Here is a 24,019-nt window from a genome sequence, read left to right on the forward strand (position 1 = left end):
TCGCGAACCGGTTCGACGCATCGACCCGTTCGGTCGCGGTGAGACAGCCCCCCATGCCCTCATCCGTGCACCGGCGTACCCGCCACCCGACGCTGCTCCTTACCCCCTGCACGCGCCACGATCGAACCGGTTCGACGTACCGAACCGCTGCTCGACGAAGCGACGACACGACGACTGAGGACGCCATCCATGCCATCCGCTGACAGATTCACGCGGCGCCGGGCCCCGGCCGCCGTGGCGCTGACCCTCGGGGCGGGCCTGCTGGCCGCACCGGCCGCCCCCGCGCAGGCCGCCGAGGCACCGCGGCCCGCCGCGCACTATTCCTTCGACCAGGACGACCTCGCCTCCGGGAAGATCACCGACAGCTCCGGCAACGGCTTGACGGCGACCCTGGTGAACGCCTCCACCGCCCGCTCGGTCGACGGCACGGCCGGAGGCAAGGCGCTGTCCCTGCCCGGCGGTGCTCCCGCCTCCGACGGTGCCTACGTCCGCCTGCCCCGCCAGGTGCTCGCCGGGACGACCGACCTGACCGTCTCCGCGCGCGTGAAGTGGAGCGGTGACAAGTCGCCCTGGCAGCGGATCTTCGACCTCGGCACGGACACCACCAAGTACCTCTTCAGCACGCCCTACAACGGCAGCGGGCTGTTCCAGACCTCCGTGACCACCGGGGGCGGGGGCGCGGAGACCCAGGTCCGCGGCTACGCGAGCCTGCCCGCCGACGAGTGGCGGACGGTCACCGTCACCCTCGACACCACCGCCGGCCGGCTCACCACCTACCTCGACGGTGTGGCGGTCGCCTCCGCCGCGACCGGCATCAAGGCGGGAGACTTGCTGGACGGTTCGGCCACCGCCGCCGGGTACATAGGCAAGTCCCTCTATCCGGACCCGCTGCTCCGGGGGGCGATCGACGACTTCACCGTGTGGCACGCGGCGCTGAGCCCCGAGCAGGTGGCCGGTACGGTCGGTGCCGTGCCGACCCTCCAGGAACTCTCACGGACGTCCTTCGAGGTCCGTACCACCACCGGGACCGCCCCGGCTCTGCCCGGCGCCGTCCGCGCCTCCTTCTCCGACGGCTACGACCGCGACACGCCCGTCACCTGGGACTCCGTGCCCTCCGACAAGTACGCCGCACCGGGCACCTTCACGGTCGCCGGAACCGCGGCCGGACGCGCGGTGAAGGCCTCCGTCACCGTGGTCCGCGAGGGAGAGCTCACCGTCGACCTCGGCTCGGACACCGGCGCGTTCCACGGCGGTGCCTCCGGCACCCTCTACGGCGTGTACGGGCCGGACGTCCCGACCAACAACCTCATCGAGGGCATGGGCCTGCGCACGGTCTCCACCAAGGCGCAGGACGGTCCGCAACACCCCGGTGCCGACGCCCTGGAGGTGGTGAAGCCGCTGGCCGACTCCACCGACGGTGACGTGTACATCTACATGACCGACATCCACCGGGGCTTCCCGTACCAGTGGCCGGGCGACACCCCCGGGGAGAAGCTGAAGCTCTACAAGGAGAAGATCGCCGAGCAGGTCGACCAGGTTCTGAAGCTGCCGAAGCAGTACCAGGACAACATCGTCTTCGTGCCGTTCAACGAGCCCGAGGGCAACATGTTCGGCACCGGCGAGTGGAGCTACGACAAGGTCAGCTGGCTGAACGACCCCGACGACTACTTCGCCGCCTGGGACGACGCGTACAAGCTGATCAAGGGCAAGATGCCCGATGCCCGCATCGCCGGGCCCAACACCAGCGTCCTGTACGACCAGGTGAAGGGCTTCCTCACCCACACCCTGGCCGCCGGCACGCTCCCGGACGTCATCACCTGGCACGAGCTGAGCCACCCGGAGGCGGTGCGCCAGAGCGTCGCCACGTACCGGGCCTGGGAGAAGGACCTGTTCAAGGGCACCGACCGGGAAGGCACACAACTCCCGATCAACATCAACGAGTACGCGTTCAACTACCACACCTCGGTGCCGGGCCAGATGATCCAGTGGGTGTCCGCGATCGAGGAGTCCAAGGTCGACGCCGACATCGCCTACTGGAACATCGACGGCAACCTGTCGGACTCCGCGGTGCAGTCGAACCGCGGCAACGGGCAGTGGTGGCTGCTGAACTCGTACGCCTCGATGAGCGGCCACACGGTGAAGGTGACCCCGCCGTTCCCGGGCGACAACTACACCATGCAGGGCGTCGCCACCCTCGACGAGAGGAAGAAGCAGTCCCGGCTGATCTTCGGCGGGTCCACCGGCAAGGGCCACATCACCTTCAAGGGCGTCTCGAAGAAGATCTTCGGCAAGCGCGTGCACGCCTGGGTGCGGGAGATCGAGTGGAGCGGGCAGGTCGGTGACTCGTCCGGTCCGAAGCTCCTCACGGAGACGAACCTGACCGTCGGCGACGACGGAACGGTCGCCCTCGACTTCGGCGACGGCACCCTGCCGAAACTGAAGGAGTCCTCGGCGTACGAGGTCGTCCTCAGCCCGGCCGGCGAGGCGAAGGGCACGCAGGCGCCGCCCGTGCGCTGGCAGTCCTCGTACGAGGCCGAGGACGCCGCGCACACCGGATCGGGCTGGTCGAAGAACGGCCCGGAGGGCTCGCCGCGTGACGTGTCGAAGTTCTACACCTCCGGCGGCTACGACGTCGGCGGCCTGCGTACCGGATCGGACGTCGCACTGGACTTCACCGTGGACGTACCCGAGGACGGCACCTACGACCTGAGTGTCTTCGCCAACTCCCTCAACACCTATGACAAGGTCGAGGAACAAGGCCCCACCAACGTCTTTCTGCGCGTGGACGGCAAGGCCGCGGGCGAGCAGGAACTGCACCTGCCGCTCGGCTACAAGTGGGTCGTCTGGGACCACACCGACACCAAGGTCGAGCTCAGCAAGGGCAAGCACACCCTGACGCTCGCCGCGAAGAGCGCCGACGGCAAGCGCGTGACGAAGGGCGACGCCATCGTCGACCGCCTGACCCTCTCCCTCCCCCGCGCCTCGGCGCACACGCAGGTGTACGAGGGCGAACTGGCGTGGCCGTCCGGTGGGGCACGCCCGGTGTACGACCTTCCGAAGCCGCCGGCCACCGGTTCGGGCGCGGTCCGGCTCACCAAGGACCAGAGCGCGACGTTCTGGGTCCACTCGCCGGCCGACCGCGAGGCCACCCTCCGGGTCGACACCCTCGGCGGAACGGGCGCCCGGCTCTCCGTCAACGGCCATGACGTCCTGCGCCTGGCCAAGGGCTCAAGCAGTGCGGCGGTCTCCCTCTCCGGCGGCGTCAACAAGGTGACGGTGACCGGTGGTCCGGCCACGACCCTCGTCGACCGCCTCACGGTCACTCCGACCGAGGGCATGCTGCCGGCGCGCACCTACGAAGCCGGGGACGCCACTCTGGCCGGCTCGGCCACGCTGGCCCCGCTCTCCCTCGCCACCGACGGCACGGCGATCACGGGCATCGGCGGGGCCCCCGGCAACGGCAACACGGCGACGTTCACCGTCACAGCGGACCGGGCCGGCCTGTACGCGCTGCGCGTCCGCTACTCCAACCCCGAACAGTCCGAGGCCACCCACTACAACCCCGACCCGCTCGCCCGCCACGCCGACATCAGCGTCAACGGCGGCCCGGCCCATCGCGTCGGCTTCCCGCACAGCTTCCACCAGAACAACTTCTGGGAGCTGACCGTCCCGGTGCAGCTGAAGAAGGGCAGGAACACGATCGGCTTCCGCTCCGAGGAACTGCCGAACTTCGACGGCACCACCTACGCCTCGGACACCTTCCCCGGCGTGCTGCTCCGCTCCCGCTACGCGCCGCTGATCGACCGGATCACCGTCGCGCCCTATGCGCGAGAGGTGCGATGACCCGCTGACACGCGGCGTCCGGGACCGTCCTCCTCGACGAATCCCGGACGCCGTGCCGCCCTCACCTGGCCACACTCGTCAGGGCGAGGAATTCGCTGCGGGAGCGGGCGTCGGACCGCAGGATCTGGTGTGCGGCATGAACCAGGCGTTCCTCAGCGGCTACCTCGAGGGCCTCGAGATCAACGGGGTCCGCGCGGCACTGGCGCCGGAACCCGGGGAGTGCTGCGTCCGGCTCGGTTCCGGGGACAACGGGTCCGCCGAGGAGACACCCCCGGGCCACTGAGGGTCGTCATGGCCGCGCACCGCTGCCCGTCGTGTCCGGCGGGCACGGTGGGCGAGCCGCCGGAGGACCACCTGCGGTTGCCGCGGGCCATGCGAGGGGTTACCACGTGATTACCGCGCGTCACGCGCGACCGGAGCGACCCCAGGGAGAAATCACATGGCAGTGGAGATCAAGCCTCTGGTGAAACCCTCCAGGCTCAGACGTCGCGCAGGCCTGGCGGGCGAGTGCCTGGCGGAGTTCGTCGGGACGTTCGTCCTCATCTCCTTCGGGTGCGGCGTGGTGGCGATGACGGTGGCGGCCCTGCCCGGCTCGGGCCGTACCGAGGGGCCCACGATCTTCTTCCTCAGTGCCGGGGACTGGCTCCTGATCACCTGGGGCTGGTGCATGGCCGTGATCCTCGGCATCTACGTCGCCGGTGGCGTCAGCGGAGCGCACATCAACCCGGCGGTCACCCTGGCCTTCGCCGTCCGCCGCAAGTTCCCCTGGGTCAAGGTCGTGCCCTATTGGGCGTCCCAGGTGCTCGGCGCCCTGGCGGGGGCGGCCCTGGTCTACGCCGTGTACCACGACGCCATCAACGCCTTCGACGACGCCTTCAAGGGGCCGAAGACGAACGGGAAGACCCTCGCCTCGTTCTCGATCTTCGCGACGTTCCCGGCGCCGTACTTCAACGGCGGCATCTGGGGTCCGCTGATCGACCAGATCGTCGGCACGGCCTTCCTGGTCATGCTGGTCGTGGCGATCATCGACCTGCGCAACACGGCAGTGAAGGCGAATCTCGGCCCGCTGGTGATCGGCTTCGTCGTGGCGGCCATCGGCATGTCCTACGGGGCGAACGCCGGATACGCCATCAACCCGGCCCGCGACTTCGGCCCCCGCCTGTTCACCTGGATGGCGGGATGGGACGGACTGGCTTTTCCCGGCAGCCTGGCCGGGGCGTTCAGCGGCTTCTGGTGGATCCCGATCGTCGGTCCGCTCGTCGGCGGTGTGATCGGCGTGCTGGTGTACGACCTGTTCATCGGCGACGTACTGCACGCCCGCGCGCAGCAGGGCGAGACACCGGAAGCCGGGCGGACGCGCCCCACCACGTCCGAGGAGGAGTGAGCGGCCATCGGCCGCGGCCGGGACCGCGGCCGATGCTAGATTCCTCTGGGCATCCGCCCGCGAGGGGCGCGGATCGCCTGCCGTACAGGTGAACCGGCCCAGGGCAGGCCCGTACCGGATGGTGGCACGATCCATGACTGACCCGGAGGAGCTCCCCGGCGCGGCCGGCACTCCCCTTCCGCGGATCCTCGGCAACACCGGGTCGCTCTCCGCGGCCGAACCGGAGGCGACCGGTGCCCTGTGGCGGCTGGCCGAACCCGGCCGGCAACTGGACGCCAACCTCGTCCGCGTCCCGCCCCGGGGGTCCATCGACGCCCACGCCGAGCCCGATCTCGACGTCCTGCTGCTCGTCGTGTCGGGAGACGGCACGCTCGGCTCCGCGGCCGGCACGCACCCGGTGGAGCCCGGCAGCCTCGTCTGGCTGCCGCACGGCAGCGTCCGCAGCGTGTCCGCGGGCGCGGGCGGACTGGCGTACGTGACGGTGCACCGCCGCCGCCCGGGCATGCAGATCCAGGGCCGGCCACGGACGTGACCGCGGTCCCGGGCAGGGGGCGCACGCCCGGGTGACCAGCCGAGTCGTCCTCATCTCCCCGGCGACGGACTCGACGCCTACGACATGTCCGGGCCGCTCAGGAGGAGTTGGGTCACGGCCATCCCCGCCACGATGACAGCCGCCCGGAACGGCCACCGACTGCGGTCATCGAAGGGCAGGGCCGTGCCCGCGACCGACACGGCGACGGCCGCCCCCGCCAGTACCCATCCCGGGCGCCCCACGCCTCCGGGCGGGCCGGTGACGAGCACGCAGACGGCGGCGAGCATCAGGGAGGGGGCCAGCCATCGGGAGGCTCCGCGGCCCAGCCTCTGCGGCAGGCCGCGCACCCCGGTCGCGAGATCGTCCTGGATGTCCGGAAGCACGTTGACCAGGTGCGCCCCCACCCCCAGCAGGGCCCCGGCCACCATCGCCCACCAGGCGGGCCAGGACGGCGACGGCAGGCCGAGGGTGACGAACGCCGGCAGTGAGCCGAAGGCGACGGCGTAGGGCAGCGGGGACAGCAGTGTGTGCTTGAACAGCAGGTTGTAGCTCCAGGCAGTGGCGACCATCGCGAGGTGCGCCGCTCCTGCGACAGCGCCGCTCAGCAGGGACAGCGGCACGCACAGGACCAGGGCCGTCCCGGCTGCGACGGCCGCGACCCAAAGCGGCAGTTCGCCGGTGGCCACCGGCTTGTCGCCGCGCCCGCAGGCCGCGTCGCGCCGGGCGTCGGCCGCGTCGTTGCACCAGCCCACCGAGAGCTGGCCCACCAGCACGGCAGCCGCCACCACGGCCGAACCCGACGCACCCCGGCCGGCCGCGACGGCCAGCACGGTCGCGAACACCGTCACGGCGAGCGCCGGTTCCAGGTGGCAGGAACGCAACAGCGCCGGCACGCGGCGTGTCGCTCGGGGAAGGACTGGTGACGGGTGTAGAGACACACAGGCAAGATAAATGGGCAAATAGGGCGAGAGAGGCACTGTCGATATGCGTGTCCCTGTGACGGCCGAAGACCTCCCCGCCTCACCCGGCACGGTGCGCGAGCAAGCCCGGCCCCCTGCGGGGACCACGATCGCGGCGGTCCACACGGCGCTGCCCGCGCACCGTTACGCCCAAGACGACCTCACCGAACCGATCGGCGATCTGTGCCTGGCTCCGGGAGCCGACCGCGCCCTGCTGCGCCGCCTGCACACGTCCGCCGGAGTCCGCGCCCGGCACCTCGCGCTGCCGATCGCACGGTACGCGGCCCTGCGCGACTTCGGGCAGGCCAACGACGCCTGGATGGAGGCCGGTCTCGAACTGGGCGAAGAGGCCCTCACCGGCGCGCTGAAGCAAGCGGGACTCGACCCGGCCGATGTCGACCTCCTGGTGTGCACCTCCGTCACCGGCATCGCCGCCCCCTCGCTCGATGCCCGGCTGGCCGGACGTGTGGGCCTGCGACCCGACGTCAAGAGGGTGCCCGTGTTCGGACTGGGGTGTGTGGCGGGCGCGGCCGGGCTGGCCCGGCTGCACGACTACCTGCGTGGGCATCCCGGTGGCACGGCCGTGCTGCTCACCGTCGAACTGTGCTCGCTGACCCTTCAGCGACGGGACGACTCCCAGGCCAACCTCGTGGCCGGCGCCCTGTTCGGGGACGGCGCCGCCGCACTCGTCGCCCGCGCGGGCACATCCGTGGGGCCGGACGCCTCCGGCCCCACGGTGGTCGCCACGCGCAGCCGGCTGTACCCGGACACCGAGCAGCTCCTCGGCTGGAGCATCGGCACGACCGGGTTCCGCGTCGTGATCGGTGCCGGCATCCCCGGCATCGTACGGAGCCACTTCGGTCGGCATCTGCGCGGCTTCCTGGCCGACCACGGCCTCACCGTCGAGGACATCGGCACCTGGGTGTGCCATCCGGGAGGGCCCAAGGTGCTCTCCGCCGTCGCCGACACCCTCGATCTGCCGGACGACGCCCTGGCGCCCTCGTGGAACTCGCTGGCGGCCGTGGGGAACATGTCCTCCGTCTCCGTCCTGCACATCCTGCAGACCGTCCGGGAATCCGCCCGGCCCGAGCCCGGCAGCTGGGGCCTGCTCGTGGCGATGGGCCCCGGGTTCTGCTCCGAACTCGTTCTGCTGCGCTGGTGACCTCATGACGTGGTACGTCCTTCTCCTCCTTGCCATCGGCGTCGAACGCCTCGCCGAACTGGTCGTGGCCCGGCGCAACGCGTCCTGGACGCTGGCCCGCGCCGGTGTCGAGCACGGCCGCGGCCACTACCCGGCCATGGTCGCCCTGCACACCGGCCTGCTCCTGTGCTGCCTTCTCGAACCCGCCCTGGCCCACCGGCCTTTCGTGCCCGCGCTCGGCTGGCCCATGCTCGTCCTCGTGGTGATGGCCCAGGCGTTGCGCTGGTGGTGCGTCATGACGCTCGGGCCGTACTGGAACACCCGGGTCATCGTCGTTCCCGGGGCGCGCCTGGTCGGCACCGGGCCCTACCGGTTCCTGCGCCACCCCAACTACGTGGCCGTCGTCGTGGAGATCGCCGCCCTGCCGCTGGTGCACGGCGCGTGGCTGAGCGCGCTGGTGTTCACCGTGGCCAACGCGTGGCTGCTGACCGTCCGCATCCGCTGCGAGACCGCCGCCCTCACCCTGGCGGTGCCCGCGTGAGTGCCACCCTCGACATGGTGATCGCCGGAGGCGGGCCCGCCGGCCTGGCGACCGCTCTGCACGCCGCCCGCGCCGGCTTCGACGTCGCCGTCGCGGAGCCCCGCCCGGCGCCTGTGGACAAGGCCTGCGGCGAGGGCCTGATGCCCGGCGCCGTGCGAGCCCTCCGCGCCCTCGGTCTGGAGATCCCCGGCCGGCCGATCAGCGGCATCCGCTACGTCCAGGGACCCCTTCGGGTCCAGGCGGATTTCCGGCAGGGGCCGGGCCTCGGCACACGCCGCACCGGCCTGCACGACGCCCTGTACCGGGCCGTCACCGACGCCGGGGTGCCCGTACTGCCCCTGCGCGTCGACGCCGTACGGCAGGACGCCACGGGCGTGACGGTGCCGGGCACGAGTCTGCGCGCCCGGTGGCTCGTGGCCGCGGACGGGCTGCACTCACCGGTGCGCCGGTCGCTCGGCGTGGAGGTGAGGACGCGTGGCGAACCCAGGTACGGACTGCGCCGGCACTACGCGGTGCCGCCGTGGGCGTCCTGCGTCGAGGTGCACTGGGGGCCGCACGGGGAGGCGTACGTCACCCCGTTGAGCCCCTCACTGGTCGGCGTGGCGCTCCTGACGTCCCGGCGGGGCTCCTTCGACACCCAGCTGGCGGCCTTTCCCGAATTGGCCGCCCGCCTGCCCCCGACGGCGGCTGTGACCGCGGTGCGGGGCGCGGGGCCGCTGCGCCAGCGGGTGCGCACCCGCTGGCACGGCCGGGTGCTGCTCGTCGGTGACGCCGCCGGCTACATCGACGCCCTCACCGGCGAAGGCATCTCCCTGGCTCTCACGGGCGCACGGGCCCTCGTCACGAACGTGCGCCGCGGTACGCCGGAGCGCTACGACACCGACTGGAACCGTGCCACCCGCCGGCACCGGCTGCTGACCGACCTCCTGGTGAGGGTCCGTCAGCGGCCCGCCCTCGCACCGCTCGTCGTGCCCACCGCGGCGCGCCTGCCACGGGTGTTCGCGGCAGCGGTGAACGCGCTGGCGTAGAGCTTGCCGCCCTGCGTTCTCGGTGATCTCACGGAGTCACCTGTCATTCGACGTGGACCGTCCCGTACCGGCCCTGCACCCGGCGTCGACCGCATTGCGCCGTCATGGATCGACGGGGTACCCGAGATCAACGCGTAATCCAGGACGTGTCTCGTCGCGGGACGCGAATCCTGCGGAAGGAGGCAGACTCATGCGAGGAACCGTGAGCCGGATCCTGGTGACCGGGTCCGCGGAGGGGCTGGGACGGGCCACGGCAGAGGCGTTGCTGGCTGCCGGTCACGACGTGGTGGTACACGCCCGCAATCCGGAGCGGGCGAAGGTACTGGACGAGCTGGCCGGCCGTGGGGCACACGTCGTGGTGGGCGACTTCGCCGAGCGTGACGCCGTGCGGCGGATCGCCGACGAGCTGAACGCCTCGCCGCCGCTCGACGCCGTCGTCCACAACGCCGGGGTGTGGAGCGGGCCGGCGGTCATGCCGGTCAACATCGTCGCGCCCTATCTGCTGACCGCCCTGCTGCGCGGGCCGCGCCGGCTGGTGTACCTGAGCAGCAGCTCGCATCTCGGCGGGCGCCCGTCGGCACTGGACGGGGCCGACTGGCGGGGCGAGAGCGCGGGGTCGTACGCCGACAGCAAGCTGTTCGTGACGGCGCTGGCGGCCGCGGTGGCCCGGATGCGCCCCGGAGCGCCGAGCAACGCCGTGGATCCCGGCTGGGTGCCGACGAGGATGGGCGGGCCGAGTGCTCCGGACGACCTCGAGCTCGGCCACCAGACGCAGGAGTGGCTGGCGTCGAGCGACGACCCGGAGGCCCGGACCACCGGTGGGTACTGGTACCACGGCCGACGGTTGCAGCCGCATGACGCCGTCCACGACGAGGCGTTCCAGGACCGTCTCGTGCAGGCCCTGGCCGAGGAGACGGGTACCGCGCTCTGAGCGTCAGCCCACCCCGGCCGCTGGTGGGACGGCGTATCACGGCCCGGCCCGGGGAGCAGCCGCGTCGCACCTCACATGGACGGGGCCGGGCGGGGCACCCGTGAGTGCGTTCACCAGCAACGGGAGCCGTTCCTGCACGACGTGCACCGTACGCTCGGTGCCGACTGTGCGAGCCGAACGGGGAGTCGAGTGATGAGCGCCGAGAACGCCAAAAAGGCCGACAACACGGATAACGTGGATAACGCCGACAACACCGGTAACGCGGACATGCTGCTGGACGGGCTGACCGTGGACACCAGCCGACGGGAGCAGCCGATCGTGCTGGACGGTGACGGGCGCCCCATCCGGACCTGGCGGGAGAACTATCCGTACGACCGGAAAGTGGCCCGCAAGGAGTACGAGCGGACCAAACGCATCCTGCAGATAGAGCTGCTCAAGCTCCAGCGCTGGGTCAAGGACACCGGCGCCCGCCTGGTCGTCGTGTGCGAGGGGCGGGACGCGGCGGGCAAGGGCGGCACGATCCAGCGGCTCACCGAGCGGCTCAACCCGCGCGGCGCACGCGTCGTCGCCCTGGACAAGCCCACCGAACGCGAGGCGGGCCAGTGGTACTTCCAGCGGTACATCGCGCATCTGCCGACGGCCGGGGAGATCGTCTTCCTCGACCGCTCCTGGTACAACCGGGCCGGCGTGGAGCGCGTGATGGGCTACTGCTCCAAGGACGAGTACGAGTTGTTCCTCGACCAGTGCCCGGCCTTCGAGCGGATGCTGGTGGACGACGGGATCCTGCTGGTGAAGTTCTGGTTCTCGGTGTCACGCTCCGAGCAGCGCACGCGCTTCGCGATCCGGCAGGTGGATCCGGTGCGCCAGTGGAAGCTCTCCCCCACCGACCTGGCCTCGCTCGATCTCTGGGACGACTACACCGAGGCGAAGGTGGACATGTTCCGCGCCACGGACACCGCGCACGCCCCCTGGACCGTCGTCAAGAGCAACGACAAGCGGCGCGCCCGGCTGGAGACCATGCGCAGTCTGCTGTCGCGCGTCGACTACGCGAGCAAGGACCGCGAGGCGGTGGGCACACCCGATCCCCTCGTCGTCGGCGCCGCCGACACTCTGCTGGAGCCGGGTGAGGAGGACACCACGCTGTCGCCCACTCCGCTGTCCCCGATCTCCGAGGGGCCCGGCAAGCACCCCCAGACCGGCTGACGCATTCGGGCCCCTCCCTCCCGTTCAGGGAGGTGAGGGGCCGTCGTCCCCGTTCAGGGCGGTGAGGGCCCTCGTCCCCGGTCCGGGAGGTGAGGGGCCCTCGTCCGCCTCATGGCCGGGCGGAAGCGCGTGTTTCCGTGCGGTGGTCGTAGTACGCCCAGACGGTCACGGCCACCACGGCGGTGAGCCCGACCGTCAGGACACGCACGGCGCCACTCGTCAGGTAGGCGACCAGCCCCGTGAACCCCGCGCCGCACAGCATGATCACGCGGCTGACGAAGCGGTTCTCGGGCGGCTGGGGGTCCTCGCGGTCCTTGAGGTCGTGCAGGGCGTCATGAGCCGGATGGGCGGAACCACGCCGGGCGCGGGCGCGGTACTGCAGCCCGTAGCTGATCAGTGCGTACAGCGCGAGGGCACCCAGGACCCAGAGCCAGACGTAGGGGTCGTCACTCGACCCTCGTGCCAGGTACACAACACTTCTCCTTAGGAAGCGGGCCACGTCCGTGAGCAGGACTCAACGTGCGCTGCCGCCCTCGGGGTCGGCGGGACGGAAGCACGCGGTCACCGTCTTGCCGTGCCGCCGACACGTCGTCGCCCACTCGTCGGCGAGCTCGCGCACGATCGCCACTCCGCGGCCGGAGGCCTCGCCCGGCTCCGGTTCGCGCTGGCGCGGCAGCGTCGGGTCTTCGTCGTGGACGCTCACATGAAGGCAGTCGCCGTCCCACGTGAGGACCAGATGCGCGTCGCTGTGCGCGTGAATGTGCGCGTTGGTGATCAGCTCGGACACCGCCAGCACCACCGCGTCCACCGTGTCCGGCTCGGCAGCGGCCCACGGCAGGGTTTCGAGGCGTTCGCGCGTCCACTCCCTCCCGGCCCGCACGCCTCCGGACATTCGAAACGAGTGCGCCCACCCCATCGCCTTTACCGCCACTGCCCCCGGTCCCCTCTCGTCCGTCCAAGCACGGCTCGTGCGGGAACCGAGTACCCGGTCCCCGCCCTGACAGGCATCGGAACGCATGACGGCGCGGCGCTCGGTGTGGATCGCCGAGCGGCTCTCGACGCATCGGGGCGAGCAGGACCCACCCCGATGCGGATGGTGGGCGGGTCCTGCTCATGCGCACCATTGTCAGGACCGTGTGACGGGCGGACCACGCATGAGGTCATCCGATGTGCGCGCGGCGCGCACACCCCGCGCGCGCGGCGCACATCCCGCGCACATGGCACCACCCCAGAGCGCCGCCTGGGTCGGGCTCACGCCGTCCGGTGCCGCCTCGCGCCGCCCGGTCGTGGCACGCCGCTCCCTCCGCGTCACATGGCGGAGCACGGCGTGGGTAGGGGGTGCGCATGACCCACGGCGAGAGGGACCGGGAAACGGGCGTGCGCGCGCGAGGGCGCGTCAGCCGCGAGCGGGCCGCAGCGGACGGACGGCCCGGTGTGGCGGGCAGCCACGGCACGACGAACGGCACGCCCCGGCCCGGCCGGGGAGGTGACGGGCCGTAGACACGTACGTCACCGGCGCCCGGAGCCCCGTGCGACCCCGGGTAGCACTCGTCGGCCTGCGGCGACGATACTGGCAGGCGCCCCCACCCCCGTTCACAAATGGACCCATGCAGACCTCCCTCACCGTCCGCACCATGACTCCCGACACGGTGTGGCTGGCGCGCGGCCGCCACGCCCCGGGCTCCGCGGAAGACGTTCTCCGGCGCTCGCTCCAGCAGCGCAAGGACAGCCAGGCCATCGACGACTTTCTGGAACTGCCCGACGACGACACCGCTCCGGCGGAGCGGGTCTTCGAGGCCCGCTGGCGGGCCGGTGACGACGTGACCGTACGCGCCCGGCTCAGCGTGCGGCCCGAAGGGGACGACGGGCCGGGGCAGGAGTGGACGCTGGTCGCGGAAGCCGAGCGGCCGTGGAACGACGCATGGCCCTCCCCCGCCGGCCTGTTCTGGCCGGAAGAGCCGGACACCGCCTGGAACCAGGACCCCGCCACCCCTCTGGCCCTGGGTGAGATCAACGTCCTCCCCCAGGACGACAAGGAGATCCGTCGCCTGCTGCGGAACGCCGTGCGCGGTGGATGGCACATCCACGTGGTCGTCCACGAGGCGATGACCACCGACGACCGGGGGCGTGCGCCGGTGGCGCGGTGGCTGCCACCGGGTCTGCGCCACCGGGTGGTGGAGCATCACGCCGCCCCGCAGCAGCTGCGCGGCCTGAACTGGGCCCTGCGGGACACCGGCGTCGAGGTGCCGCGCGGTGGAGCGGTGGTCCTGCCGGGCGTCCCGGTACCGGAGAACTACGAGGCCCGGGACTTCTCGGTCCGCGCGGTCTTCCTCGACGGCTCCGAGCCGGCCGACCTCGTCGACGCGGTGACGCGGTTCGCCGCACTCCGCAGGCCCCTGCCCGACGGCGCCGAGGACGCCCTCACCGCACTGCGGGAGGACTGGCACCTGCTGACGCTCCAGGAGGAGCTGGACCGCCAGCGCGGCCTGGTGGCCATGTACGCCGAGGCGCTGGAGGCCATGACGAAGTCCCGTGACCTGTACCGGGAGGCGGCCGAGAGCGCCCACGAGGCCCTGGCCGCCTACCAGGAGTCCGCTGCGACGGCTCCCGCCAGACCCCGTCCCTCCGGTCCGCCCGCCGCGTCCCCGCTCCAGCAGCTCACGAAGACGTTCGAACGCTTCAAGGTCAAGCGCCCGGCAACCCCGGTCGTGGACGAGAGGAGCCGCGACACGGGCGACGAAGAGAGTGACGGAAGGAGCGCCTCCGCCGAGCGCGTGACTTCGGAGCCGTAACCCACTCCTCGCACGGCGTATGTGTCGGTCGCCGCCTCCTGGATACGCGGTCCGTACGGCATCACGGCCAGCCCAGGAAGGTCCTCCACGACATGGGCAACCACCAGCACCACTCGCGAACCGCACTCCGCGTCAACGGCAAACCCCACACGCTCACCGTCGACCACCGGCGGGTCCTGCTGGACCTGCTGCGCGAGGATCTCGGGCTCACGGGCGCCAAGAAGGGCTGCGACCACGGCCAGTGCGGCGCCTGCACGGTCCTGGTGGACGGGCGGCGTGTCAACAGCTGTCTGCTGTTCGCGGTCGCCCTGGACGGCTGCGAGGTCACGACGGTGGAGGGTCTGTCCGGCGACGGGGAGGATCCGCATCCGCTCCAGCGGGCCTTCCTGGAGCGGGACGCCTTCCAGTGCGGCTACTGCACCCCGGGCCAGATCTGCTCCGCGGCCGGTGCGCTCGCCGAGGCGGCGGCCGGTCACCCCTCGCACGTCACCGACCCGGCGGCGCCCTCGGGCGAGCCCGTGCCGCTGGACCGGGAGGAGATCCGGGAGCGGCTGAGCGGCAATCTGTGCCGGTGCGGTGCGTATCCGCGGATCGCCGAGGCCGTCGAGGACGTGATCCCGTGAAGGAGTTCGCCTACGTCCGTGCCGGAAGCGTCGAGGAGGCGACGGCAGCGTACGCCTCGCACACCGGCGCCCGGTACCTCGGTGGTGGCACCAACCTGGTCGACCTGATGAAGCTCGGCGTCGAGGCACCCGCGGCACTCATCGACGTCACCCGGTTGCCCCTGGACGCGGTCGAGGAACTGCCCGACGGGGCCCTGCGCATCGGGGCGACGGTCCGCAACAGCGACCTCGCCGCCCACCCCCTCGTCCGCGACCGGTACCCGGCGTTGTCCCAGGCGGTGCTCGCGGGTGCGTCCGGGCAGTTGCGCAACGCGGCGACAACCGGCGGGAACCTGCTCCAGCGCACCCGGTGCCCGTACTTCCAGGACCTGTCGAAGCCGTGCAACAAGCGGGAACCGGGCAGCGGTTGCGGCGCGCGGGACGGTGTCCACCGTGATCACGCGGTACTCGGCCACTCCGCGCACTGCATCGCCACGCATCCGTCGGACATGGCGGTGGCGCTCGCCGCTCTCGACGGGCGTGTCGAGCTGGACGGGCCCGAGGGAGCCCGGAGTGTCGCGGCGGCGGAGTTCCACCGGCTGCCCGGGGACCGGCCCGAGCAGGACACCGAGATCCGTCCCGGTGAACTGGTCACCGCTGTGGTGCTGCCGACCGCCACGGCCGGGCTGCCGTCGGCCTATCGCAAGGCCCGCGACCGGGCCTCGTACGCCTTCGCGCTCGCGTCCGTCGCGGTCGTGCTGCGTCTGGAGGACGGGGTCGTCGGCCATGCGGGGATCGCCTTCGGGGCGCTGGCGCACCGGCCCTGGCGGGCCCGGCGGGCGGAGGAGGCGCTGCTGGGCGCGGCTCCGACCCGCGCGGCGTTCGAGCATGCCGTCGAACGGGAGCTGTCCGCCGCGCAGCCCTTGCGAGACAACGCCTACAAGGTGCCGCTCGCCCGCAATCTCGCCGTGGACGTACTGTCCCGGCTGGCGGACACCGTGCTCACCGGGAGGGCCTCATGACCGGCAGTGTGGGTGCTCCCGCCGAGCGCCGGGAAGGACGCGAGAAGGTCAGCGGCACCGCGCGCTACGCCGCCGAGTTCCACTCCCCCGGCCGGGCCCAGGCGTGGCCGGTGCCGGCGAGTGTGGCCCGGGGCCGGGTGACCGGCGTCGACACGGCGGCCGCCCTGGCCATGCCCGGTGTCCTTACCGTCCTCACCCACGAGAACACGCCGCGCCTCGCCGGGTCGGACGATCCCACACTCGCCGTGCTGCAGAGTGCTCGGGTTCCGCACCGCGGCTGGTTCGTGGCCCTGGTGGTGGCCGAGACCCTGGAGGCCGCCCGGGCCGGTGCCGCCGCCGTTCGCGTCACCTACGACGCCGAGGCGCACGATGTGGTCCTCACCGCCTCGCACCCGGGCATGTACGTGCCGGAGGAGGCGAGCGGGGGTCAGCCGGCCGTCCGTGAGCAGGGCGATCCGGACGATGCGTTCGGATCCTCGGCCGCCCGGGTCGACGTCGCCTACCGGGTGCCCCCTCTGCACAACCACCCCATGGAGCCGCACACCAGCACCGCCCGCTGGGAGGACGGCCGGCTCCTCGTGCACACCTCCAGCCAGGGCACCGGTGCCGTGCGGGTCGTGCTCGCCGGGCTGTTCGACCTGCCCGAGGAGCGGATCGTCGTCACCGCCGAGCACGTGGGCGGCGGTTTTGGATCCAAGGGCACGCCACGGCCCGACGTGGTACTCGCCGCGATGGCGGCACGGGAGACCGGACGGCCGGTGACAGTCGCTCTGCCGCGCCGCTACCTGCCGGCCGTCGTGGGGCACCGCGCCCCGACCCTCCACCGGCTGCGACTCGGAGCCGACGAGGACGGCCGTCTCACGGCCCTCGTGCACGAGGTCACCACGCACACCTCCCGCATCAAGGAGTACGTGGAGCACGCGGCGGTGCCCGCGCGGGTGATGTACGCCGCTCCCCACCGTCGTACGGTGCACCGGGTCGCGGCGCTCGACGTGCCGTCGCCGTCGTGGATGCGGGCGCCGGGCCATGCTCCGGGGATGTACGCGCTGGAGTCCGCCATGGACGAGCTCGCCGGCGAACTCGGCATGGACCCGATCGAGCTGCGCGTCCGCAACGAGCCCGACGTCGAGCCCGACAGCGGCAAGCCGTTCAGCAGCAGGCACCTGATCGATTGTCTGCGCGAAGGCTCCCGGCGCTTCGGGTGGGACGGGCGCGATCCCCGCCCGGGCACGCGCCGGGACGGGCCCCTGCTGCTGGGGACCGGCGTGGCGGCGGCGACCTACCCGGTCATGGTGAGCCCCTCCACTGCGGCGGCCCGCGCGCTGCCCGACGGGACGTTCCTGGTGCGGATCAACGCCACGGACATCGGGACCGGCGCCCGGACCGTGCTCGCGCAGGTCGGCGCGGACGCCCTCGGGGTGCCGCTGGAACGGGTACGGATCGAGGTCGGCAGCACGGAACTCCCGTCAGCGCCGCTCGCCGGCGACTCCTCCGGCACCGCCTCCTGGGGCTGGGCGGTGCACGACGCCTGCGCCCGGCTGGCCCGGCGCCTGGCCGAGCACGCCGGGCCGCTGCCCGAGCAGGGCCTCGACGTCCGCGCCGACACAGCCGGGACCGCGGACGCCGAGAGCGACTTCGCGCGGCACGCCTTCGGGGCGCACTTCGCCGAGGTCGCGGTGGACACGGTCACCGGCGAGGTCCGGGTCGGCCGGCTCCTGGGGGTATACGCGGCGGGCCGCATCCTCAACGCCCGTACGGCGCGCTCCCAGTTCGTCGGCGGCATGACCATGGGTCTCGGCATGGCGCTGACCGAGGGCAGCACCATGGACGCCGCGTTCGGTGACTTCACCGAGTCGGACCTTGCGTCGTACCACGTGCCGGTGCACGCCGATGTCGCCGCGATCGACGCGCACTGGCTCGACGAGGAGGACTCCCGGCTCAATCCCATGGGCAGCAAGGGGATCGGCGAGATCGGCATCGTCGGAACGGCCGCGGCGATCGGCAACGCGGTGCACCACGCCACGGGCGTCCGCCTGCGTGAACTCCCGCTCTCACCGGACCGGGTGCTGACCGGGCTGCTCGATCGCCGGGTGCAGGGGGCGGTCTGACACAGCACCGCGCAGACATCCGGCACAGCACGGCACGGACAGGTGACACAGCACCGCACGGACAGGTGACACAGCGCCGCAGGGACAGGTGACCGGATCGGCCGGCCTCAGCCGCTCGATCCGGTCCTCCGCGTTTCCATGATCGGCCTCGGTGGTCACCGGCCGGACGGGCACGTCCGATCGCCGCACCGAAGGGAAGCCTGCCCGCCTCACTCCGCCATGTCGGGCGCCTCGGACGCCGGGGCGGCGGCCCACTGCCGGGCGGCGATGGGCGCCAGCACCCGGAACACCAGCGCGACCAGGGCCAGCAGCGCCGCACACACGGCGACTGCGGCGGCCAGCCACGGCGGGGCGAGCGCCAGATCGACGGCCCGGGGCAGGGACGCCGAGGGGACGGAGTTCCCGTACGCCTGGGCCCCGGCCAGCACGGTCGGCACCAGCACCGCCCCGGCCAGCACCAGCGCCACGGGACGCAGGGCCAGCAGCAGCGCCAGCACCGTGCACAGCACCGACAGGCCGAGGGCGAACGCGTGCAGCCGCAGGGACGCGTCGCCGCGCTGCAGCGGGAAGTGGGCAACCGCGCACGCGACGAGGGCCAGGGCGGCGAGCCAGCCCGACCAGGACACGGACCGGGCCAGCCGGTCCGTCGCAGGCTCGTGGTCCGGCGGTGTGTCCTCGAGGGCGCGGTGGTTCTCACGGCCCCTGCCCTGGAGCGCCGTGCGGCGCTTGCCCGGAGGACCGGGCGCTTCGGGCCCGCCCTTCTCGACCCCGGGGCGCGAAGTCCCCTCCGGGCGAGGGCCTTCGCGGTCCAGCCGTTCCAGGCCGAGGCGGTCGATCAGCTCGACCAGCTCTTCCACGGACCGGCCGGTGGCGGCCGCACGGAGGGCCTCCTCGCGGACGTGGGGCTCCTGCGGCTCCTTGTGCAGCAGGGTAACCAGCCGGGTCACCTCCTCCACCGGACGGTGGGCGGCCGCGGCCCGGATCGCCTCGTCCGCGCACTCGGCGTCGCGCGGGGGCTTCGTCAGCAGGGCGATCATCCGGGACACGTCCTCCACGGACCGGCTCACCCCGGCGGTGCGGAGCGCGTCCACCCTCGCCTGGGTGTGGTCGGGCGACTCCTCCAGCGAGACGATGAGGTCGACGACCTCCTCCAGCGGCCGGTCGGCCACGGCCGCGTGCACCAGGTCGCTGACGGCGTCGCCGTACGGTGCGCCGGAGGCCGGGCCGGTGCCGGGCCGGAGCTCCACCGGGTTGTCGTCGAGCGACCGGATGACGAACGGCCGTGCACCGGGCCGGCCGGCGTCGCCCGGGCCGGGCCCGGCCGTCGGATCGGCCTCGTCCCCGCCACGCGCGGCGTGCTCGGCGCCCTCGCTCGGGTCTGCGGCAGCGGACCGGGCGGGCCCCTGCGCGGAGTCCGTAGTGTCAGGTGCGGTGGTCACAGGCCTTGCCTCGGCGGGATCCAGCCAGGCGTCGACGGGAGCAGCCTGCTGCGCGGCGGCCCCGTCCGGGTCCTGGACGCCGGACATGTCCATCCCGTCGGGCTCGTAGGCGAAGGACCGGTCAGCGGCCCGGTCGTTCCGGTCCGGTTCGAAGGCCGGCGGCTGCGTCGGTGCCCCGGCCGCCGGGTCGGAGCCGAGGGCGACGGGCTCGACGGGCTCGGAGGCCACCCGGTCAGCCGGTTGGGAACCGGCCGCGGGCTCGGAGGCCACCCGGTCCGCCGATCGGGAACCGGCCACGGACTCGGAGGCCACCCGGTCCGCCGATCGGGAACCGGCCACGGACTCGGAGGCCACTCGGTCGGCCGGGTGGGAACCGGCCACGGGCTCGGCGGGCCCCGCCCGGTATGTCCCGTACGGGCCGGCGGCGGGTTGCGCGCTCGTCTGCCCCACCTGGTGCGTGCCGGTGGCGACGGCCGTCTCTGCGGACGGCTGGGCGGACCCGTTCGGCTCGTTGGGTATGGCAGGTTCGTTCGAGCGGGGTGATGGAGAGCAGGTGGTCATACTCGCCTCCGTGGGAAGAGTGCGGCTGCTCCTGCGCCCCCCGTCGTGTGACGAGCGACGTTACGCTGACCATTACTAGGCACCCCCGTCACCCCGTGCCACTCGGGTGAGCCACCGGGATGACCATGCGCACGGGAAAATCCGCCGACTCGCCGACATGTCGGGCCCCGGCCGCAATACAGCCGCCGGAAAAGGGAATCCAGCTAAGGACACCCCGTGTCGTGGCATGCCAGGAGGAGGCGCCCCGTGGACACGACCACAAAAGTGATCATTCTGGCCGCGGCCCTCGCGGCCGTCGTCCTCGCCTTCGCCGTCGCCGTCCTCGTACGGCTGGTCCGCACCCGGCGCGATCTGCGGCGCGCGGGACTGCCCACGGGCCCGCGCTGGGTCTTCTGGGGCGCGGTGCTCTATCTCGTGCTGCCCACCGACCTGATGCCCGACCCGGTGTACCTGGACGACATCGGCGTCCTGCTGCTCGCTCTGCGCACTGTCCGCGGCTCCCTCGGCGAACGGGAGCGCAGTTCGGCGCACCGGCCGGACCGGCAACTGGCCGATGACTACGGAAAGTAAGGAAACCAACCACCCGTTCGATTCGTATAAGTCTCTGGAAGCCGAATCAGGTCGGCGGACCAGGCGGACTCACCCCTGGACCACCGCCTGCTCGGCGCAGTACCGACGAGGGAGAGACGATGCAACCGTTCGCGCTCAACTACGCGCGCCCGGCAGTGGAGTTGGAAGCTGCCGTTCCGTACGTGTACGACGCCGGACTGCAGTTGAACGTGCTCCGCGACGGCCGGGTCGCAGCCTGTGACTTCGCCCTGTTGAGAGAGTTCGGCACCACGACGTCCACCGCCGGCTCCAAGACGCACTTCGACGACTGACCGCGGGCCGCCGACGATGACCGTACTGATCCTCACCTGCGAGGAGGACGTCACCGCGGACATGGTGGTCGTGCACCTGAACGCGACGGGGGTTCCGGTGGTCCGGGTCGATCCCGCGGACCTGACCGGTGGTGTCTCGCTCTCGGGGGAGTACGTGCACGGCCGGTTCCGCGGCCATCTGTCCGCCGGGGGGCGGCTGGTGAGCATCGGGGGGCTCCGGTCCGTGTGGGTGCGCCGGCCCGGCATCCCGGCCGCGCGGGCGGCCCAGCCGTCGGCCTGGCTGACCGAGGAGGCCGCCCAGGCGCTCTACGGCATGCTGCGGGGCTCGGACGCGCGCTGGATGAACCACCCCGACGCCGCCCGCCGGGCCCGCCACAAGCCGTGGCAGCTGCGGCTCGCCCAGAGCTGCGGCCTGCCCGTGCCGGCGACGCTGATCACGACTTTCCCGCGCGCCGCCCGCGAGTTCGCCGAGCGCTACCCGGAACTGGTGGTCAAGCCGGTGTCGGGCGCGCACCCACAGGACCCGCCACGGGCCGTGCCGACCAGCCGGGTCGCGCCCGACACGGACTTCTCCGCCGTGGCGTTCGGGCCGACGCTGCTGCAACGGCGGATCACCAAGCGGGCCGACATCCGGCTCACCGTCGTGGGCGAGCAGATGCTGGCCGCCCGCAAGACGACCGCCGACGACGCGGACCCCGACGACGTCGACGTGCGGTTCGCCGCACCGGGCTCGCCATGGCGGCCCACCGATGTGCCGTCCCGGATCGCGCCGGGCGTCCTGGCCTACCTTCGCGAGGCCGAACTCGCTTACGGGGCTTTCGACTTCGCGGAGGACTCCGACGGGACCTGGTGGTTCCTGGAGTGCAACCAGTCGGGGCAGTTCGGGTTCGTCGAGGTGGAGACGGGGCAGCCGATCGCCCGCACCATCGCCGAGTGGCTGGCCCGACCCGTCCCGGTCCAGCCGTCCCACGTCAACGGCTCGCACACGAGGGTCCGTTGAGAACCGGGCCCGGCAGCGGACCGGGTCCGGGCAGCGGGCCGGGTCAGTGCGGGCGCGGGCCGGGTCACTGCGGGCGCGGGCCGGGAAGCATGCCCGCGCGCTGCCAGCCCGCGCCCGGGGAGTGCGGGCGGTCGTAGCCGAGGGACTGTGAGGGCCGCATGACCAGCTCCAGTTCCCTGCTCACACGTTCGGCCTCGCGGCGCACCTGTGCGGGTACGTCACCGCGCTCCGCGATGAGTCGGTCGTAGATGGGGGAATCCTGGAACACCCGTCAACGCGCCTTTCTGCTCGTCGGCCCCGTGCGGGGGCGAGACTGCGAGTGTAGGCGGCACGGTGTCCCGGAGTGTGAATTCCTTGGGATGACTTGACGCAGACCGGACATCCGTGACAGGTGAAGGCGGGATGTTCACGCTCCCGTCGTGGAACCCGGGCGGACGACCATCAGGACGGTGACCGTCGCCCACAGCAGGTTGAAGATGCCGGTGAACATGGCGAGTTGCACGGTGGCGCGGTGATCGGGAGCCTGCTCACCCCTCAGTTGCTCCAGGATCTCCTCCTGCCGGGGCAGGACGAAGGCGGCCAGAACGCCCGCGGCCGCGGCGGTCAGGGCGATGGAGGTGACGAGCCATCCGCTGCCGAGGACGCCCATGGCCGCCGCGGTGGCGAGTCCGAGGACCGGAACGGTCAGACCGAAACCGGCGTAGACCCGGCAGATGCGGTGCAGGAGCGCCACCGTGCCGACGCCCGTGGGCGCCATGCGGCGCGCTGCGGGCGGGAACATGCTGGCCGCGACGGTCACGGGACCGATGGCGACGATGGCCGCCAGGACATGGAGGGACAGCAGGATCTTGGTCACCGGGGCTCTTTCCGTGAAGACGAGGGACGGCGCCCACGCTAGGGTGCCCCGGCGTGATCACCCAGGGGCTGGAACGACAGCTTCCAACGGATTCCCGCCAACCCCTCCCACCTGTGCTCTCCCTGCCGGAGCCACCGCGATCCCACGTCACCGGGCCGGCGGGAAGACGCCTAGGGTGGCGGTCATGCACTCCGTGGCGATCCTGGTTCTCGATCACGTGGTGCCGTTCGACATGGCGGCACCCCAGCAGACGTTCGCCTGGACCCACCTGCCGGACGGGCGGCCCGCCTACCGGGTCCGGTTGTGCGCCGAGACACCCGAGGTGCGCGCGGACGGCGGTTTCACCCTGCGCATCGAGCGGGGGCTGGAGGCGCTGGCGGAGGCGGACACCATCATCGTGCCCGGCTGCTCCCCCGACGCCGCGCCGCCGTCCGCCCGGGTGCTGGCGGCCCTGCGCGAGGCGGCCGGGGCCGGCACCCGGATCGCGTCGGTGTGCGTCGGCGCCTTCGTACTGGCGGAGGCGGGTCTGCTGGACGGGCTGCGCGCCACCACGCACTGGGTGGCCGCCGGCGAACTGGCCCGCCGTTTCCCGCGGGTCGAGGTGGAGCCGGACGTCCTGTACGTGGACAACGGGCAGATCCTCACTTCGGCCGGTGCGGCCGCGGCGCTGGATCTGTGTCTGCACATGATCCGGCGGGACCTGGGGTCGGCCGTCGCCGCGAACATCGCCCGGATGTCGGTCATGCCGCTGGAACGCGAGGGCGGTCAGGCCCAGTTCATCGTGCACGAGCATCCACCCGTGCCCCGGGGCTCCGCGCTCGAACCGGTGCTGGAGTGGATCGAGGACAATCTCGCGCACGAGGTGACGCTGGGCGCACTGGCGGCGCGAGCGGGAATGAGCGAGCGGACCTTCAGCCGCCGCTTCCGCGAGCAGACCGGCACCACGCCACTGCAGTGGCTGCTGCGGGCGCGGGTCCGGCGCGCCCAGTACCTGCTGGAGAACTCCGACCACTCGGTCGAACGGATCGCGCGCCAGACGGGGTTCGGGTCGCCGACCGCGTTCCGGGAGCGGTTCCGCAAGGTGGCGGGCACCACGCCGCATGCGTACCGCTCGGCGTTCCACGGGCGGACGAACGCCTCGACGGCCCTTTCCCAGGCCGCCGAGGCGTGATGCCCGGTCCGTGCCGGGCCTTTCG

The 24,019-nt window shown here is 72.3% G+C and carries 23 protein-coding genes; 17 read left to right on the top strand and 6 right to left on the bottom strand.

The window, feature by feature from the left end; all coding sequences use genetic code 11:
• Window positions 1-189: 189 nt before the first annotated feature.
• From ACZ7EG_RS26480 to ACZ7EG_RS26495, 4 genes are all read left to right on the top strand, one after another.
• Entirely contained in the window at window positions 190-3,843 is a 3,654-nt protein-coding gene (locus ACZ7EG_RS26480; RefSeq protein WP_471083701.1) for a LamG-like jellyroll fold domain-containing protein, read from the top strand.
• Between the two features lie 136 nt (window positions 3,844-3,979).
• On the top strand, window positions 3,980-4,126 hold the full coding sequence (locus ACZ7EG_RS26485) for a hypothetical protein (protein ID WP_471083704.1): 147 nt from the start codon (window positions 3,980-3,982) through the stop codon (window positions 4,124-4,126).
• 156 nt (window positions 4,127-4,282) lie between these two features.
• On the top strand, window positions 4,283-5,227 hold the full coding sequence (locus tag ACZ7EG_RS26490; protein WP_471083707.1) for an MIP/aquaporin family protein: 945 nt from the start codon (window positions 4,283-4,285) through the stop codon (window positions 5,225-5,227).
• A gap of 133 nt (window positions 5,228-5,360) precedes the next feature.
• Complete coding sequence (locus ACZ7EG_RS26495; RefSeq protein ID WP_471083710.1) at window positions 5,361-5,759, top strand: cupin domain-containing protein; 399 nt, start codon at window positions 5,361-5,363, stop codon at window positions 5,757-5,759.
• Window positions 5,760-5,836: 77 nt separating this feature from the next.
• On the opposite strand, the gene ACZ7EG_RS26500 is transcribed toward ACZ7EG_RS26495, so the two are convergent.
• Window positions 5,837-6,652 (bottom strand): UbiA family prenyltransferase, encoded by an 816-nt coding sequence (locus ACZ7EG_RS26500; protein ID WP_471083713.1) that lies wholly within the window; start codon window positions 6,650-6,652, stop codon window positions 5,837-5,839.
• A gap of 91 nt (window positions 6,653-6,743) precedes the next feature.
• On the opposite strand from ACZ7EG_RS26500, the gene ACZ7EG_RS26505 reads away from it, so the two are divergent.
• The 5 genes from ACZ7EG_RS26505 to ppk2 all read left to right on the top strand — a co-directional run bounded on the left by ACZ7EG_RS26505 (window position 6,744) and on the right by ppk2 (window position 11,562).
• A complete protein-coding gene (locus ACZ7EG_RS26505) occupies window positions 6,744-7,880 on the top strand; it encodes a type III polyketide synthase (protein ID WP_471083716.1) in 1,137 nt (378 codons plus the stop codon).
• Between the two features lie 4 nt (window positions 7,881-7,884).
• A complete protein-coding gene (locus ACZ7EG_RS26510) occupies window positions 7,885-8,400 on the top strand; it encodes an isoprenylcysteine carboxyl methyltransferase family protein (protein WP_471083719.1) in 516 nt (171 codons plus the stop codon).
• The gene (locus ACZ7EG_RS26515) at window positions 8,397-9,428 is read left to right on the top strand and encodes an NAD(P)/FAD-dependent oxidoreductase (RefSeq protein WP_471083722.1); all 1,032 of its coding nucleotides are present in this window, start codon (window positions 8,397-8,399) and stop codon (window positions 9,426-9,428) included. Before ACZ7EG_RS26510 ends, ACZ7EG_RS26515 begins: the two co-directional genes overlap by 4 nt.
• Window positions 9,429-9,630: 202 nt before the next feature.
• Window positions 9,631-10,359: an SDR family NAD(P)-dependent oxidoreductase gene (locus ACZ7EG_RS26520; protein ID WP_471083973.1), complete on the top strand. Its 729-nt coding sequence runs from the start codon at window positions 9,631-9,633 to the stop codon at window positions 10,357-10,359.
• A 189-nt stretch (window positions 10,360-10,548) separates the two neighbouring features.
• A complete protein-coding gene (gene ppk2 / locus ACZ7EG_RS26525) occupies window positions 10,549-11,562 on the top strand; it encodes a polyphosphate kinase 2 (RefSeq protein WP_471083724.1) in 1,014 nt (337 codons plus the stop codon).
• 109 nt (window positions 11,563-11,671) lie between these two features.
• Here ppk2 and ACZ7EG_RS26530 read toward each other — a convergent pair whose 3' ends face one another.
• Both ACZ7EG_RS26530 and ACZ7EG_RS26535 read right to left on the bottom strand, forming a co-directional pair.
• Window positions 11,672-12,034 carry a hypothetical protein gene (locus tag ACZ7EG_RS26530; protein ID WP_471083727.1) on the bottom strand — a complete coding sequence of 121 codons (363 nt, stop codon included), beginning with the start codon at window positions 12,032-12,034 and terminating at the stop codon, window positions 11,672-11,674.
• 42 nt (window positions 12,035-12,076) lie between these two features.
• Complete coding sequence (locus ACZ7EG_RS26535; RefSeq protein WP_471083730.1) at window positions 12,077-12,493, bottom strand: ATP-binding protein; 417 nt, start codon at window positions 12,491-12,493, stop codon at window positions 12,077-12,079.
• 676 nt (window positions 12,494-13,169) lie between these two features.
• On the opposite strand from ACZ7EG_RS26535, the gene ACZ7EG_RS26540 reads away from it, so the two are divergent.
• From ACZ7EG_RS26540 to ACZ7EG_RS26555, 4 genes are all read left to right on the top strand, one after another.
• On the top strand, window positions 13,170-14,354 hold the full coding sequence (locus ACZ7EG_RS26540) for a hypothetical protein (protein WP_471083734.1): 1,185 nt from the start codon (window positions 13,170-13,172) through the stop codon (window positions 14,352-14,354).
• A gap of 92 nt (window positions 14,355-14,446) precedes the next feature.
• Entirely contained in the window at window positions 14,447-14,977 is a 531-nt protein-coding gene (locus tag ACZ7EG_RS26545) for a (2Fe-2S)-binding protein (protein WP_471083737.1), read from the top strand.
• Window positions 14,974-15,978 carry an FAD binding domain-containing protein gene (locus tag ACZ7EG_RS26550; RefSeq protein WP_471083740.1) on the top strand — a complete coding sequence of 335 codons (1,005 nt, stop codon included), beginning with the start codon at window positions 14,974-14,976 and terminating at the stop codon, window positions 15,976-15,978. The genes ACZ7EG_RS26545 and ACZ7EG_RS26550 overlap by 4 nt, the downstream gene beginning before the upstream one ends.
• Window positions 15,975-18,086, top strand: a complete 2,112-nt coding sequence (locus ACZ7EG_RS26555) for a xanthine dehydrogenase family protein molybdopterin-binding subunit (protein ID WP_471083743.1) — start codon at window positions 15,975-15,977, stop codon at window positions 18,084-18,086. Before ACZ7EG_RS26550 ends, ACZ7EG_RS26555 begins: the two co-directional genes overlap by 4 nt.
• A 209-nt stretch (window positions 18,087-18,295) precedes the next feature.
• On the opposite strand, the gene ACZ7EG_RS26560 is transcribed toward ACZ7EG_RS26555, so the two are convergent.
• On the bottom strand, window positions 18,296-20,086 hold the full coding sequence (locus ACZ7EG_RS26560) for a hypothetical protein (protein WP_471083746.1): 1,791 nt from the start codon (window positions 20,084-20,086) through the stop codon (window positions 18,296-18,298).
• Window positions 20,087-20,332: 246 nt separating this feature from the next.
• Here ACZ7EG_RS26560 and ACZ7EG_RS26565 point away from each other — a divergent pair, with 246 nt between their 5' ends.
• From ACZ7EG_RS26565 to tgmB, 3 genes are all read left to right on the top strand, one after another.
• Window positions 20,333-20,656: a YkvA family protein gene (locus ACZ7EG_RS26565; protein WP_471083749.1), complete on the top strand. Its 324-nt coding sequence runs from the start codon at window positions 20,333-20,335 to the stop codon at window positions 20,654-20,656.
• A 119-nt stretch (window positions 20,657-20,775) separates the two neighbouring features.
• The gene (tgmA, locus tag ACZ7EG_RS26570; RefSeq protein WP_361882385.1) at window positions 20,776-20,967 is read left to right on the top strand and encodes a putative ATP-grasp-modified RiPP; all 192 of its coding nucleotides are present in this window, start codon (window positions 20,776-20,778) and stop codon (window positions 20,965-20,967) included.
• Between the two features lie 16 nt (window positions 20,968-20,983).
• A complete protein-coding gene (tgmB, locus tag ACZ7EG_RS26575) occupies window positions 20,984-21,967 on the top strand; it encodes an ATP-grasp ribosomal peptide maturase (RefSeq protein ID WP_471083753.1) in 984 nt (327 codons plus the stop codon).
• Window positions 21,968-22,031: 64 nt separating this feature from the next.
• Here the strand turns inward: tgmB and ACZ7EG_RS26580 are convergent, their stop codons facing one another.
• Entirely contained in the window at window positions 22,032-22,235 is a 204-nt protein-coding gene (locus ACZ7EG_RS26580; protein WP_031111422.1) for a hypothetical protein, read from the bottom strand.
• Between the two features lie 138 nt (window positions 22,236-22,373).
• Complete coding sequence (locus ACZ7EG_RS26585) at window positions 22,374-22,823, bottom strand: hypothetical protein (protein WP_471083756.1); 450 nt, start codon at window positions 22,821-22,823, stop codon at window positions 22,374-22,376.
• Window positions 22,824-23,007: 184 nt separating this feature from the next.
• Here ACZ7EG_RS26585 and ACZ7EG_RS26590 point away from each other — a divergent pair, with 184 nt between their 5' ends.
• Window positions 23,008-23,994 (top strand): GlxA family transcriptional regulator, encoded by a 987-nt coding sequence (locus ACZ7EG_RS26590; RefSeq protein ID WP_471083759.1) that lies wholly within the window; start codon window positions 23,008-23,010, stop codon window positions 23,992-23,994.
• Window positions 23,995-24,019: the final 25 nt, after the last annotated feature.

This window comes from Streptomyces sp. NPDC037100 (assembly GCF_055606225.1).

Excerpts from the sequence above, each read along its gene's own strand:
- ACZ7EG_RS26540 (WP_471083734.1), top strand. The coding sequence starts at position 13,170 with ATGCAGACCTCCCTCACCGTCCGCACCATGACTCCCGACACGGTGTGG.
- ACZ7EG_RS26590 (WP_471083759.1), top strand. The coding sequence starts at position 23,008 with ATGCACTCCGTGGCGATCCTGGTTCTCGATCACGTGGTGCCGTTCGAC.
- ACZ7EG_RS26495 (WP_471083710.1), top strand. The coding sequence starts at position 5,361 with ATGACTGACCCGGAGGAGCTCCCCGGCGCGGCCGGCACTCCCCTTCCG.
- ACZ7EG_RS26510 (WP_471083719.1), top strand. The coding sequence starts at position 7,885 with ATGACGTGGTACGTCCTTCTCCTCCTTGCCATCGGCGTCGAACGCCTC.
- ACZ7EG_RS26485 (WP_471083704.1), top strand. The coding sequence starts at position 3,980 with ATGAACCAGGCGTTCCTCAGCGGCTACCTCGAGGGCCTCGAGATCAAC.
- ACZ7EG_RS26560 (WP_471083746.1), bottom strand. The coding sequence starts at position 20,086 with ATGACCACCTGCTCTCCATCACCCCGCTCGAACGAACCTGCCATACCC.
- ACZ7EG_RS26480 (WP_471083701.1), top strand. The coding sequence starts at position 190 with ATGCCATCCGCTGACAGATTCACGCGGCGCCGGGCCCCGGCCGCCGTG.
- ACZ7EG_RS26490 (WP_471083707.1), top strand. The coding sequence starts at position 4,283 with ATGGCAGTGGAGATCAAGCCTCTGGTGAAACCCTCCAGGCTCAGACGT.
- tgmB (WP_471083753.1), top strand. The coding sequence starts at position 20,984 with ATGACCGTACTGATCCTCACCTGCGAGGAGGACGTCACCGCGGACATG.
- ACZ7EG_RS26545 (WP_471083737.1), top strand. The coding sequence starts at position 14,447 with ATGGGCAACCACCAGCACCACTCGCGAACCGCACTCCGCGTCAACGGC.
- tgmA (WP_361882385.1), top strand. The coding sequence starts at position 20,776 with ATGCAACCGTTCGCGCTCAACTACGCGCGCCCGGCAGTGGAGTTGGAA.
- ACZ7EG_RS26505 (WP_471083716.1), top strand. The coding sequence starts at position 6,744 with ATGCGTGTCCCTGTGACGGCCGAAGACCTCCCCGCCTCACCCGGCACG.
- ACZ7EG_RS26555 (WP_471083743.1), top strand. The coding sequence starts at position 15,975 with ATGACCGGCAGTGTGGGTGCTCCCGCCGAGCGCCGGGAAGGACGCGAG.